This window comes from Collimonas sp. OK412 (assembly GCF_900112135.1).
Taxonomy (GTDB): domain Bacteria; phylum Pseudomonadota; class Gammaproteobacteria; order Burkholderiales; family Burkholderiaceae_D; genus Collimonas; species Collimonas rhizosphaerae.
Genome location: NZ_FOLC01000005.1, coordinates 17,855 through 31,334, shown reverse-complemented (window position 1 = coordinate 31,334; position 13,480 = coordinate 17,855). Strand labels below are relative to the sequence as shown.

Below are 13,480 nucleotides of genomic sequence, written 5' to 3'. Positions count from 1 at the left end.
ATGGTTGATTTGTAAATCCATGTAGCGTAAAAGACGCGTAGATTGCAAAAAACGGCCAAAAATAAAACTTAATTGATTTATCGAGCATAATTTAGGTTTTTATAATGAATACTTTATGGCTAAACGTGAGGACCTAGCGATTATCCGCGCCGCTCGCGCAGGGCAAGGCGCAGCACAGCTGGCTTTAGGTACCCGTTATCTGTTTGGCGGCAATGGCTTGCCGCAAAGCTTCTCGACTGCGCTGCACTGGCTGGATCGTGCCGCGCAACAACAGGAGTCCGAAGCCTGGATGCTGATCGGCAGCCATATTCCATTGGAAGTGGCGCGTGCCGCTGCGGATCCTTTGGCCATCTGCGTCTGGTATGAACGGGCTTTTGATGCCGGCGTGATGCAGGCGGGCCTGGTGCTGGCGCAACTGGTATTGACCGGCAACGGCCAGCTTGGCGGTGAGCAGGTACTGCCGGGACTGCGCGCCAAGGTGATCAAGGTATTGGAAACCGCTGCCAACGCAGGCGTTGCCGAGGCCCAGTGGCTGTTGGCGCAGCATGCCGACAGCGCACCGGCGGTCACGGTCGGCCGGCAGTCGCCGGCGGTGCCTGTCAGCGATACGAAGGCTGAAAACAAGACGGAGCAGGACGCTACGCTGAAGTGGACTGCGCGCGCCGCAGATGCCGGCGTGATGCAGGCGCAGCAATCGCTGGCGCAACTGGCCTGGGAAAAAGCCGACTGGCCGGTCTTCCTGGAAAGAGCATTGCCGCTGGCCAGAGTGCTGTCGGAGCAATATGTCGACATCCTGGCGCAATTGAATGTGCCGTCGGAAACCCTGGCGCGCCAGCTTGGCGAGGAAAACCTGTCTCTGCTGCTGCGTTGCGCCCAGATATTGCAGACCAGCGATGCCTTCGATGCAGCCGAGGTGCAGCAGTTTCTTGAACTGGCGGCGTATGGCGACGACAAGGCTGCACAACTGGCGCTGGGCTTGTGGTATGCCCGCATGAACAGCGACGGCCAGAGGTTGCTGGTGGGGAGCGGTTCCGCAAATTACAAAAAAGCAATCCGCTGGCTGACGCTGGCCGGCGAAGCCGGATTGGCGGATGCCTGGTATGCCTTGTCGCGGATTTATCTGAAGTCCGAATTTTCCCAGCGCAATCTGGTGGATATGCAGCGTCACCTGGAGCACGCCGCTGAAATGGGCCATTGCGCGGCGCAGCTGGAGTGCGGCCTGAGCGCCTGGCGCAATCGCCGCGAGCAACTCGCCAACGATGTGCGCGCGGTGTATTGGCTGCAAAAGGCAGCTGCTCAGGGCAGTCGCGAGGCAGCCGACTTATTGGACAAGATTGCCGACGGCGCGCGGCCGGCGCCATGGGCCGAGGCCGCCAGGCAGCAGCTGACACGCGAGCAGGTCAAGGCGCATCCGTTCCTGGCGGCGCGCATCGAATTGGCCACCCTGTTCGGCCTGAGCCGGCCGGAAGCGCTGTTGCTGGATCTGAACCAGGCTGATTGCGGCCACTGCCTGGTGGTCGACATTCGTACCCTGTACGCGCGCAGCAAGCGGCGCTTGATCCAGATCCAGACCGGCGACGAGCGCCAGGCCCTGAGCCGGATTGCACGTTTGTTTGAAGATGTGGACTGCGGCCCGAACGGGCCTGAAGGAAATTACCGGCAACGCCTTTACCGTTTCAAGACGGCGCTGCCGGCGGTGGAGTTAGAGGCCGACGCCGACTGACAAGCTCAGCCGGCGTCGCCGATTTCAATTTCGCCCTCGAATACCGATACAGCCGGACCGGTCATCAATACCGGCTGCCGGTCGCCGGCCCAGGCAATCGACAATTCGCCGCCATGGGTCTGCACCTTGACCGGCGAATCCAGCAAACCGCGGCGTATTCCTGCCACCACTGCGGCGCAAGCGCCGGTGCCGCAAGCCAGCGTTTCGCCGGCGCCGCGTTCAAATACGCGCAGCTTGGCATGGTGGCGATCGACAACCTGCAGGAAACCGGCATTGACGCGATTTGGAAAACGCGGGTGGTGTTCGATCAGAGGGCCGTCGGTCAGGACTGGCGCCGCTTCGCTGTCGTCGACCACTTGCACCGCATGCGGATTGCCCATGGAAACCACCGAGATCCAGACCTGCCTGCCCTGGATGTCCAGCGGCCACAGGGTATCGTCGCCCATCGCGCGGCTGTCCAGGTTGCTGGCGTCAAACGGCACTGCAGCGGGCGCCAGGATAGGCGCGCCCATATCTACCGTGATGCGGCCGTCGTCTTCCAGCTTTGGTTCAATGATGCCGGACATGGTTTCAACCCGTATCGCACGCTTGTCGGTCAAACCCTTGTCGGTGACAAACTTGACGAATGCACGAGCGCCGTTGCCGCATTGCTCAACTTCGCCGCCGTCGACGTTGTATATCCGATAGCGGAAATCGACGCCGTCCGCCTGCGATTTTTCCACCACCAGCATCTGGTCGGCGCCCACGCCAAAACGGCGGTCGCCCAGTTGCTGCCATTGCGCCGGAGTGAAATCGACATGCTGGTGAATGGCGTCGATGACAACGAAATCATTGCCTGCACCATGCATTTTCGTGAATTTGAGTTTCATGCGTACATTATGGTGGAAACGGCGCCGGCGCGCAGCACTGTTGAATTACGGCCCAGCCGGCGGCGAATAAACATCGGGATCGCCAGGCGGGCGTGTCTTGAAGCGCTTGTGAGCCCAGAAATACTCGGCCGGCGCTTCCAGGATGCGGGCTTCGATGAATGCGTTCATGCGGCGGGTAGCCTCTGTCATGTCGTCGCCCGGATAGTTTTCCCATGCCGGATAAAAGGTCACTTTCCAGCCTTTGTAGCCGGGCAGGAAAGTCGCGATCATCGGCACCACGCTGGCCTTGGTGGCGGCGGCAATGCGGGCGGTGGCGGTCAGCGTCGCCGTCGGGATGCCGAAAAACGGCACGAACTCGGCGTCCTTCAAGCCGAAGTCCATGTCCGGCAGCATGATGAAAGGAAAACCTTCGCGCATGGCGCGGATAATCGGTTTGACTCCTTGCTCGCGGGTAAACAGCTTGACCGGGCGGAAACGCGAGCGGCCCTTCAGCAGCGCGGCATCGGTCACTGCATCTTGCTGGCGCGTATAGATGGTGCAGATCGACAGCGAGGAATTCAGCACCAGGGCGATGCCGGGGATTTCCAGGCAAACGAAATGCGGGCACAGCAGGATGGTCGGGCCGGCCTGCAGCGTGCTGAGCGGCAGGTCCGATTCGATCTTGATCAGCCGCCGCAAGCGGCTCTCCGAAGCCCACCACAGCACGCTGCGCTCCAGCACGCTGCGCGAGTAAGCCTGGAAGTGCCGGCGCGCCAGCACCACGCGCTCGGCTTCAGTCATGTCTGGAAAACACAGCCGGAGATTGGTCAGCGTGATATGCCGCCGCGGTTTCATGATGATAAACAGCAGCGAGCCAAGGGCTTCGCCGACCGGGCCCAGGATCCACAGCGGCAGGAAATGCGCCAGCCACAGCATGCCGAGCAGGGCCCTCATGCCTGCGGCTCCTGTGCGGCGGATGCCGGCGGCGCCTCGACTCCAGGCGGCGTCTTGTAGCGGTTGTAGCTCCAGATGTATTGTGCCGGGCAGCGCGCGATCAGTTTCTCCATGGCCAGGTTGATGGCCAGCGTGCGCTGCTCCGGGGTGTGGCCAGGGGTTTCATCGAAAGGCACGAAGCGGATCACGTAACCGCGGCCGTGCGGTAGGCGCTCAGCATAAGACAGGATGATCGGCGCGCCGCTCATCTGCTGCAGCTTGGCCGGCAAGGTCATGGTGTAGGCTGGCCGACCGAAAAAATCGGCCCATATGCCTTCGCCGTTTTGCGGCACTTGGTCCGGCAGCAAGCCGATCGCCTGACCCTTCTTGAGCGCCTTGAACAAAGTGCGCACGCCGGCCAGGTTGGCCGGCGCCAGCAACAGGTTGTGTCGCCCGCGCGCGCCTTCGATCAAGGGTTTGAGCGCAGCTTTGCGCGGCGGCCGGTACAGCGCGGTAAGCGGAGTCTTGGTGGCGATCGCTTGGGCGATGATTTCAAAGCAGCCCAGGTGCGGGGTCAGGAAGATCACGCCGGTCTTGGCGTCCAGCGCTGCTTGCGCCAGTTCCCAGTTCTCGATGGTGGCGGTGCGCAGCACCCGCTGCGGCTCGGCGCACCAGATGAACGGCAGCTCGAACATGCTCTTGCCGGATTCGCTGATCGCCTGCGGCAAAGCCGCTTGATAACCGGCCCGGAACAGGTTGTCCTTCAATTTGCTGCGATACGAAGCCGAGGCCAGGTATACTAGCCAGCCGCCCAGCGTCCCTATTGCATGCAAGAAAAATAAAGGGAGCGTCGACAGCAGGCGGAAGAGTGTTACAAGCATTGGCGGAGCTCATCAAGAGCTAAAAGAGGGTGGATTTTGCCGATTTTTTTCAAGAGGCGTAAAATAGCACAATAGTTTGAAAACCGAATATCGTTGCAAGGTGATTTTGGAAAGCGGATAGATTGCTTGCCAGAATTATCTTAATATATAGTAATTAGCATTATCCGCCGAGTTAATAGACAACTTGCGAGGCGGCATACAAATTTCGCTAAAGCGTCGCAGGCTCAACAGGTTTGACTGCGACATGGTCACCACTGTTTTTTTTGTAGGAGCCTGTTATGGCACATGAATACCTCTTTACTTCCGAATCCGTTTCCGAGGGTCATCCCGACAAAGTCGCGGACCAGATTTCCGACGCGATCCTCGACGCCATCTTTACCCAAGACCCGCAAGCCCGGGTCGCCGCCGAAACCCTGTGCAATACCGGCCTGGTCGTGCTGGCGGGTGAAGTCACCACTTTCGCCAACGTCGATTACATCGCCGTCGCGCGCGAAACCATCAAGCGTATCGGCTACGACAACGCCGACTATGGCATCGACTACAAGAGTTGCTCGGTGCTGGTCGGCTACGACAAGCAATCGCCAGATATCGCCCAGGGCGTGGATGAAGGCAAGGGCATCGATCTCGACCAGGGCGCCGGCGACCAGGGCCTGATGTTCGGTTATGCCTGCGATGAAACGCCGGAACTGATGCCGGCCGCGATCTATTACGCGCACCGGATCGTCGAACGCCAGTCGCAGCTGCGCAAGGACGGCCGCCTGCCGTGGCTGCGCCCGGACGCCAAGTCGCAAGTCACGTTGAAATACGTGGATGGCGTGCCGGTGGCGATCGACACCGTGGTGCTGTCGACCCAGCACGCGCCTGAGATGCAGCACAAGGCGATCGAAGAAGCGGCGATCGAAGAAATCATCAAGCCGGTGGTGCCGAAGGAATGGCTGCAAAACACCCGCTACCTGATCAACCCGACCGGCCGTTTCGTCATCGGCGGCCCGCAAGGCGATTGCGGCCTGACCGGACGCAAGATCATTGTCGATACCTACGGCGGCGCCGCGCCTCACGGCGGTGGCGCATTCTCCGGCAAGGACCCGTCCAAGGTCGACCGCTCGGCAGCCTACGCCGGCCGTTATGTAGCCAAGAACATCGTGGCCGCCGGGCTGGCGACCCGCTGCCAGATCCAGGTATCGTACGCCATCGGCATCGCCAAACCGACCTCGGTGATGGTGACCACCTTCGGCACCGGCAAGATCAGCGACGAGAAACTGGCGCAGCTGGTGCTGGAACATTTCGACCTGCGTCCTAAAGGCATCGTGCAGATGCTGGACCTGCTGCGCCCTATCTACCAGAAGACCGCAGCCTACGGCCATTTCGGCCGCGAAGAGCCGGAATTCACCTGGGAACGCACCGACAAGGCCGCTGCCTTGAAAGCCGCCGCCCTGTAATTGCCGCCCGCCGGCATGGCGGGGATGGATGTGCCATTTCCCCGCCATGCCGGACCAAACATCGGCGATGCCGGAATCGTGCTTTGCACGATGGTAGCGACTTGCTACACTGACCACCTCAGTGACTACGATAAAAGAAACAAGTCCGCCATGGCCTCTGCCCCCCAATCCGTTTCCGATTCATCCGCCGATGGTCCGCTTCTGCGTCCCGTGGTGACCACCTTGCCGCGTTTCCGCCTGGCCGCCTGGCTGGTCGCGCTCACGGCGCTGTTCCTGGTGATGACCTTGCACATGCTGACGGCGCTGCTGGCCGGCCTGCTGGTCTACGAGCTGGTGCGCACGCTGACGCCCCTGGTGCAGCGCCGCCTGACCAGCCAGCGCGCACACCTGATTTCGGTGGTGTTCCTGTCGGCCATCATCATCGGCGCGCTGACGCTGGCGATTGTCGGCCTGGTGGCCTTTTTCCATGGCGGCCCGGATCGTATCCAGGTGCTGCAAGGGAAGCTGATGGTGGTGGTGGACCAGGCCCGCACCCAGTTGCCGGCCTGGCTGCAGCAGTACCTGCCGGACGATATCGACGACATCCGCGAGATCATCAGCGACTGGCTGCAATCGCATCGCGGCGATGTGCAGCTGGCCGGCAAGGAAGCGGTGCAGGTATTTGTCCACGTGCTGGTCGGCATGGTGCTGGGCGCCATGGTGGCCCTGAATGCTGCGCATCCGATGCCGCTGCTGCAGCCGCTGGCCGCCGAGCTGCTGGGACGAGCGCACCTGCTGGCAGACGCGTTTCACCGCGTGGTGTTCGCCCAGGTCAAGATTTCCCTGTTGAACACTGCGCTGACGGCGATTTTCCTGCTGGTGGTGTTGCGGCTCGGCGGCATCCACCTGCCGTTGACCAAGACCATGATCGTCGTCACGTTCCTGGCGGGTTTGCTGCCGGTGATTGGCAACCTGATTTCAAATACGCTGATCGTGCTGGTTGCGTTGTCGGTGTCTATCTATGTGGCGGCGGCGGCGCTGGTGTTCCTGATCGTGATCCACAAGCTGGAATATTTCCTGAACGCGCGCATTGTAGGATCGCAGATCAACGCGCGCAGCTGGGAATTGCTGCTGGTGATGGTTCTGACCGAAGCCGCGTTCGGCTTGCCGGGGCTGGTGGCGGCGCCGATTTACTATGCTTATATCAAGAGCGAGTTGCACGAAATGGGCTGGGTCTGAGGCTTATTCGCCAAGCCGGATAGCCGGAATAAGCGCTTCATCTAGCCGAAAGCTTGCCGTTTGCTTAAACCTAGATTCGGCAGTTGATCGCTCGCTTGTCTTTGGACGGCAACATAAAATCTGATTTTCTCTCATTTAATTGGGTTTATTTTTTTGCCGAGAGCGCTACAGATGCGATTGCACATTTTTCCGGCTCTCTGGCGTCGTTGCTCCTCCTAGCGGAATGTAGTCCGCGTCGTCGTCGCGCCTAGCCAGAGAACCGGAAAAAAGCACACTCGCACCTGTCCAACTACCGAATCTAGGTTTAAAATGGCGGCTCGTATCCAAGGAGCGTTGCGACAGACACGGTCTGCCAGGCTTGGTACAGTCATTTTGCAACTGCGCTCACGTTACTTTTTTTCTAACGAAAGGAGGGCGTGATGAACGCCGCAGTCATGAACGCATCTACACATTCCTCGACAACTTCCACCGCCAACGATTACGTGGTTGCCGATATCAGCTTGTCCGCCTGGGGCGACAAGGAAATCAAGATCGCCGAAACCGAAATGCCGGGCCTGATGGCGATCCGCGAAGAATTCGCCGCTGCCCAACCGCTCAAGGGCGCACGTATCACCGGTTCGATCCACATGACGATCCAGACCGCGGTGCTGATCCAGACCCTGGAAGCATTGGGCGCCAAGGTGCGCTGGGCATCCTGCAATATCTATTCGACCCAGGACCACGCCGCCGCCGCGATTGCCGCAGCCGGCACGCCTGTGTTCGCCTTCAAGGGCGAATCGCTGGACGACTACTGGGATTTCACGCACCGCATTTTCGAATGGCCGGGCGAACAGCAAGCCAACATGATCCTGGATGACGGCGGTGACGCAACACTGCTGCTGCACTTTGGCACCCGTGCAGAAAAAGACATTTCGGTCTTGAACAATCCAGGCTCTGAAGAGGAAATCTGCCTGTTCAACGCGATCAAGAAAAAGCTGGCGACGGCGCCAAACTGGTATTCGACGCGCCTGGCCCAGATCAAGGGCGTGACGGAAGAAACCACTACCGGCGTGCACCGCCTGTACCAGATGCACAAGGAAGGCAAGCTGGCTTTCCCGGCGATTAACGTCAACGATTCGGTCACCAAGTCCAAGTTCGACAACCTGTACGGCTGCCGCGAATCGCTGGTCGACGGCATCAAGCGCGCCACCGACGTCATGATCGCCGGCAAGGTCGCCGTCATCGCCGGTTACGGCGACGTCGGCAAGGGTTCGGCGCAAGCCATGCGCGCCCTGTCGGCGCAAGTCTGGGTGACAGAAGTCGATCCGATCTGCGCCCTGCAGGCAGCGATGGAAGGCTATCGCGTCGTGACCATGGAATACGCAGCCGAGCACGGCGACATCTTCGTCACCTGCACCGGCAACTACCATGTGATCACCCATGACCACATGCAAAAGATGAAGGACCAGGCGATTGTCTGCAACATCGGCCATTTCGACAATGAAATCGAAGTCGCCGCGCTGAAGCAATACACCTGGGAAAACATCAAGCCGCAAGTCGACCACGTCATTTTCCCGGACGGCAAGCGCATCATCTTGCTGGCCGAGGGCCGTCTGGTGAACCTGGGTTGCGGTACCGGCCACCCGTCGTATGTGATGAGTTCGTCGTTCGCCAACCAGACCATCGCCCAGATTGAATTGTTCGTCAATACCAAGGCCTATCCGGTCGGCGTATACACCTTGCCAAAACACCTGGATGAAAAAGTCGCGCGCCTGCAGCTGAAAAAACTGAATGCGCAGCTGTCGGTCTTGACCGAAGAGCAGGCTGCTTATATCGGCGTCAAGCAAACCGGTCCTTACAAGCCGGAACATTACCGCTACTAACCGCCGGCTGCGCACCGGCAAGCGCCGGTGCGCAGGTCCCGCAACTCCAAGAGGAACACACGATGCGCTTACTGATTACCTGGCTGATTAATACCCTGGCCTTGCTGGCGGTGCCGTATCTGATGCATTCGGTGCAGTTCGCCAGCTTCGGCGCGGCGCTGATCGCGGCGCTGGTGCTGGGCTTCGTCAACACCCTGATCCGTCCGATCCTGCTGCTGCTGACCTTGCCGGCGACTTTGCTGACGCTGGGCTTGTTCATCTTCATCATCAACGGCCTGATGTTCTGGCTGGTGTCGCACCTGGTGAGCGGGTTTTACGTGGCGAGTTTCTGGTCGGCGGTCGGTGGCGCCATCTTGTACAGCATCGTTTCGTGGGCACTTTCCACCTTGCTACTGAAGAAGAATTAGATGTCACAAAAAAACGCTCAAAAGAATTTCAGCATTGAGTTTTTCCCGCCCAAGACACCCGAAGGCGCCGAAAAACTGCGGGTGACGCGCGCCAAGCTGGCCGAGCTGCACCCACGGTATTTTTCGGTCACTTTCGGCGCCGGCGGCTCGACCCAGAAGGGGACGCTGGATACGGTGCTCGACATCCGCAGCGAGGGCCATGAGGCTGCGCCGCACCTGTCCTGCCTGGGCAGCTCGCGCGAATCGCTGCGCGCGATCCTGGCACAATACAAGGACCATGGCATCAAGCGCCTGGTGGCGTTGCGCGGCGATTTGCCCAGCGGTTACGGTGCGATGGATATTTCTTCCGGCGAGTTCCGCTACGCCAACGAGCTGGTGGAATTCATCCGCGCGGAAACCGGCGACTGGTTCCATATCGAAGTCGCCGCCTATCCTGAAATGCATCCGCAAGCGAAGTCGCCGCAAGACGACGTGCAGCGTTTTGTCAGTAAGGTCAAGGCAGGAGCCAACGGCGCCATCACGCAATATTTCTACAATGCCGATGCGTATTTCCGTTTTGTCGACGAAGCGCAGAAACTGGGTGCGGCAGTACCGGTAGTCGCCGGCATCATGCCGATCACCAACTACTCGCAGCTGATGCGTTTTTCCGACATGTGCGGTACCGAGATCCCGCGCTGGATCCGTCTCAAGCTCGCCAGCTACGGCGACGATACGGATTCGATCCGAGCCTTCGGCCTGGATGTCGTGACCCAGCTGTGCGAACGCTTGCTGGCGGGCGGCGCGCCCGGCTTGCATTTCTATACGCTGAACCAGTCGCCGGCGACCATCGCCATCTGGCAGCGCCTCAAGCTATAAATCGGCCGCTTCAGTGATGACGGCGTCCAGCGCGATATCGTGCGCTGCGCCGTCAAATTCCGCCAGCCCGCAGGAGTAGGCGATGCCGACTGTCTGCGGCCGCGAAAGCGGCGCCAGCGTCCGGTCGTAAAATCCGCCGCCGTAACCCAGCCGTATCTTGTTCCGGTTAAAGCCTACGCAGGGAATCAGCAGGGCCTGCGGCATGACGGTCACATAGCTGGCCGGTATGGCGACGCCGAATCCATCCTTGACCATGGCTTCTCCCGGGATCCAGCTGACAAAGCGCAGCGGGCTGTCGACGCCTGTCACCACCGGCAACGCCAGGCGCATGCCGCGCGCCGCCAGTTCGTCGTAGGCAGGGCGCAGATCCGGCTCGCCGCGGATCGGCCAATAGACGCCTAGCGTGCCCTCCGGATGCGCCTGGCTCCAGCCGGTAGCCCAGGCGATTACCCGTTTTCCAAGTTCAGCATCCCAATCGCGGCGGTGCGCCGGGTCGATAGCCTGGCGCGTTGCCAGCAAGGTACGCCGCAGCTGCGCTTTGTCCGGTCCAGGTGTTGCATCACTGGCATCACATGCTATGCTAGGCGTCATCGTTCGCACTCGTAAAATAAGGTTGGCAGTTATATGTTCAAAAAGAAATGGCTTGCTGTTATCGCCGTCGCCGTGGCTTCCTCCGCTGTGATGACAAGCGCTGCTTATGCCCAGAAACGTTCCGCAAATGGCGCCACCGCAGCCAGCTACGCCGGCCAGGACGATAGTTTCCTGGCCCTGCGCGATGCCGCCCGCGCCAACAATGCGGATAAAGCGGAGCTGCTGGCTTCTACTTTAAGTGATTATGACATTCCTTCCTATGTCGATTATTACCGCCTGAAACCGCTGATCAAGGACCTGGTCGCGCCGCAATCGGATATCCGCGACTACCTGGCGCGCTACGACGGCAGCGCGATCGCCGACCGTCTGCGCAACGACTGGCTGCTGGAGCTGGGCAAGGCCGGCGACTGGAACACCTTCGACGAGCAATATCCGAAATTCGTACTCGACGACGACACCCAGCTGAAATGCTATGCACTGATGTCGGCCGCCTTGAAAGGCGTGAACGTCGCCAATGAAGCGCGCGCCTTGCTGACCACGCCTAAGGATTACGGGCAGGGCTGCACTGGCCTGATCGGCATATTGGCCCAGAACGACCAGTTCAGCGCCGATGACGTGTGGTTCCAGATCCGGCAAGCGGTAGAGGCCGGCTTTGCCGCTGTTGCGCGCCGCATGACGCCGTATATCGACGCCGACGACTCCCAGGTGGCGCAAGCCATCGACAAGTCGGCACTGGTGCTTGCGCGCGGTCCCGGCGCCGGCCGCAGCAGCCACGAATTATTCATACTGGCTTTAGGGCGGGTGGCCAAGAGCGATAGCGGCCGCGCAGCCGCGGCGCTGAGCGCCGGGTCCGACCAGCTGACTTCGGCCGAGCGTTCGCTGGCATGGGCGCAGGTAGCGCTGCAGTCGGCGCTCAAGCTGGAACCGCAAGCCATCGATTACTGGCGCCAGGTGAAGAGCAATGCGGTATTGTCGGGCGACGCTTATCAATGGCGCGTCCGCTCCGCCCTGCGCGCCAGCGACTGGAAACTGGTGCGTAGCGGTATCGAGGCAATGCCGGAGGCTTTGCGCAGCGATCCGGCCTGGATCTACTGGCAAGCCCGGGCCGACCAGGTCCTGGGTAAAACCGAGCAAGCGCAGCAGCAGTTCGAGTCGATCGCCGACCAGACCAATTTCTACGGCCAGCTGGCGCTGGAAGAACTGGGCCAGAAAATCATCGCGGTGCCTTCCACCCAGGCCTTCAGTCCGGCCGAAATGGCGCCGATGACAAATAACCAAGGTTTCCGCCGTGCGCTGCGCTTTTTTGACATGAACCTGCGTTTCGAAGGCGTGCGCGAGTGGAACTGGGAGCTGCGCAAGATGACGGATCGCCAGTTGCTGACCGCCGCCGAATTCGCCCGCCAGAACAATGTCCTGGACCGCATGGTGAATACTTCCGACCGCACCAAGGTTGAAATCGATTTCAGCCAGCGTTTCCCGTCGCCCCATCGGGACGTGATGACTACCAATACCCAGAACCTGGGGCTCGACATGGCCTGGGTCTATGGCGTGATCCGGCAAGAATCGCGTTTTATCAGGAGCGCGCGCTCGAATGTCGGCGCCAGCGGCCTGATGCAGGTGATGCCGGCGACGGCGCGCTGGGTTGCTAAAAAAATCGGCTTGAGCGGTTTTACCAACGACCAGATTTCCGACGTCAACACCAACATCCTGCTGGGCACCAATTACCTGAGCATGGTGCTGGCCGACCTGGATGGTTCGCAAGCGCTGGCGTCGGCGGCCTACAATGCCGGTCCCGGCCGGCCGCGCGCCTGGCGTTCGACCTTGCCGGGCACGGTTGAAGGCGCGGTTTTTGCGGAATCGATCCCGTTCGGCGAAACCCGCGGCTATGTCAAGAATGTGCTGTCCAACGCGACTTATTATGCTGCCCTGTTCGACGGCAAGCCGCAATCCCTGAAAGCGCGCCTGGGCACCGTCGCGCCCAAGGGATTTGTCGAATCGGCCTTGCCTTGAGACTGGAGCCGCCTATGCAAACCACCGAGCTTGATCCCAGCCTTTCCGCCGCTTTGCAAAAAGCCGGCGCGGACGGCTTGCTGCTGATCATCGCCAACAAGAATTATTCTTCATGGTCAATGCGGCCATGGGTGGCGATGACCGCCTTCGGGATCCCGTTCAAAGAGCTCAAGATCCTGCTGCGCCAGGCCGATACCGCGAACCAGATCGGCCGCTATTCGGCCAGCGGCCGGGTGCCGATCCTGATGGTGGGCGAGACGCCGATCTGGGATTCGCTGGCGATCTGCGAATACCTGGCCGAGCAGTTTCCCGACCTCGGCATGTGGCCGCAAGACATGCTGGCGCGCGCTACCGCTCGTTCGATATGCGCGGAAATGCATTCCGGCTTCGCGGCGTTGCGCTCGGACATGCCGATGGATATCCGCACGCACAAGCCCGGATACGGCCGTACCGCCGGCGCCCAGGCCGATATTGCGCGGGTAGTCGAAATCTGGGAAACCTGCCTGTCCGAATTCGGCCACCATCAATTCTTGTTTGGCGCTTTCTCGATTGCCGACGCCTATTTCGCCCCGGTGGTGATGCGCTTCCGCAGCTACGGCGTTTCGCTGGCGCCGGCCTTGCAGGCTTACGCCGACCGGGTGCAAGCGCATCCTGCCGTGGCGCGCTGGATGCTGGAAGCGCTGGCGGAAACCGAAGTACTGCCGGATTAACGG

At 60.5% G+C, this 13,480-nt stretch carries 12 protein-coding genes and 1 riboswitch; of the genes, 8 read left to right on the top strand and 4 right to left on the bottom strand.

The features are described from left to right. Positions 1-115: 115 nt before the first annotated feature. On the top strand, positions 116-1,723 hold the full coding sequence (locus BM062_RS07055; protein WP_092395191.1) for a tetratricopeptide repeat protein: 1,608 nt from the start codon (positions 116-118) through the stop codon (positions 1,721-1,723). 5 nt (positions 1,724-1,728) lie between these two features. Here the strand turns inward: BM062_RS07055 and dapF are convergent, their stop codons facing one another. The 3 genes from dapF to BM062_RS07040 are packed head-to-tail and all read right to left on the bottom strand — an operon-like array spanning position 1,729 to position 4,385. Beyond that, entirely contained in the window at positions 1,729-2,592 is an 864-nt protein-coding gene (gene dapF / locus BM062_RS07050) for a diaminopimelate epimerase (protein ID WP_092395189.1), read from the bottom strand. Positions 2,593-2,637: 45 nt separating this feature from the next. After that, positions 2,638-3,525, bottom strand: a complete 888-nt coding sequence (locus BM062_RS07045) for an LpxL/LpxP family acyltransferase (RefSeq protein ID WP_092395186.1) — start codon at positions 3,523-3,525, stop codon at positions 2,638-2,640. Then, on the bottom strand, positions 3,522-4,385 hold the full coding sequence (locus BM062_RS07040; RefSeq protein ID WP_092395183.1) for a lysophospholipid acyltransferase family protein: 864 nt from the start codon (positions 4,383-4,385) through the stop codon (positions 3,522-3,524). Before BM062_RS07040 ends, BM062_RS07045 begins: the two co-directional genes overlap by 4 nt. Positions 4,386-4,663: 278 nt before the next feature. Between BM062_RS07040 and metK the strand changes: the two genes are divergently transcribed. The 5 genes from metK to metF all read left to right on the top strand — a co-directional run bounded on the left by metK (position 4,664) and on the right by metF (position 10,166). Then, complete coding sequence (gene metK / locus BM062_RS07035) at positions 4,664-5,824, top strand: methionine adenosyltransferase (RefSeq protein WP_014008004.1); 1,161 nt, start codon at positions 4,664-4,666, stop codon at positions 5,822-5,824. A gap of 150 nt (positions 5,825-5,974) precedes the next feature. Beyond that, complete coding sequence (locus BM062_RS07030; protein WP_254784976.1) at positions 5,975-7,042, top strand: AI-2E family transporter; 1,068 nt, start codon at positions 5,975-5,977, stop codon at positions 7,040-7,042. A gap of 318 nt (positions 7,043-7,360) precedes the next feature. After that, positions 7,361-7,435: riboswitch (S-adenosyl-L-homocysteine riboswitch) on the top strand. A gap of 26 nt (positions 7,436-7,461) precedes the next feature. Then, positions 7,462-8,904: an adenosylhomocysteinase gene (gene ahcY / locus BM062_RS07025; protein WP_092395180.1), complete on the top strand. Its 1,443-nt coding sequence runs from the start codon at positions 7,462-7,464 to the stop codon at positions 8,902-8,904. A 62-nt stretch (positions 8,905-8,966) separates the two neighbouring features. Next, positions 8,967-9,311 carry a phage holin family protein gene (locus BM062_RS07020; RefSeq protein WP_041742591.1) on the top strand — a complete coding sequence of 115 codons (345 nt, stop codon included), beginning with the start codon at positions 8,967-8,969 and terminating at the stop codon, positions 9,309-9,311. Then, on the top strand, positions 9,312-10,166 hold the full coding sequence (gene metF / locus BM062_RS07015) for a methylenetetrahydrofolate reductase [NAD(P)H] (protein WP_092395177.1): 855 nt from the start codon (positions 9,312-9,314) through the stop codon (positions 10,164-10,166). On the opposite strand, the gene BM062_RS07010 is transcribed toward metF, so the two are convergent. After that, a complete protein-coding gene (locus BM062_RS07010; protein WP_254784974.1) occupies positions 10,161-10,757 on the bottom strand; it encodes a 5-formyltetrahydrofolate cyclo-ligase in 597 nt (198 codons plus the stop codon). The genes metF and BM062_RS07010 overlap by 6 nt on opposite strands. Before the next feature lie 33 nt (positions 10,758-10,790). Here BM062_RS07010 and BM062_RS07005 point away from each other — a divergent pair, with 33 nt between their 5' ends. Beyond that, positions 10,791-12,767: a lytic transglycosylase domain-containing protein gene (locus BM062_RS07005; RefSeq protein ID WP_092395171.1), complete on the top strand. Its 1,977-nt coding sequence runs from the start codon at positions 10,791-10,793 to the stop codon at positions 12,765-12,767. Between the two features lie 14 nt (positions 12,768-12,781). After that, complete coding sequence (locus BM062_RS07000) at positions 12,782-13,477, top strand: glutathione S-transferase family protein (RefSeq protein ID WP_092395168.1); 696 nt, start codon at positions 12,782-12,784, stop codon at positions 13,475-13,477. Positions 13,478-13,480: the final 3 nt, after the last annotated feature.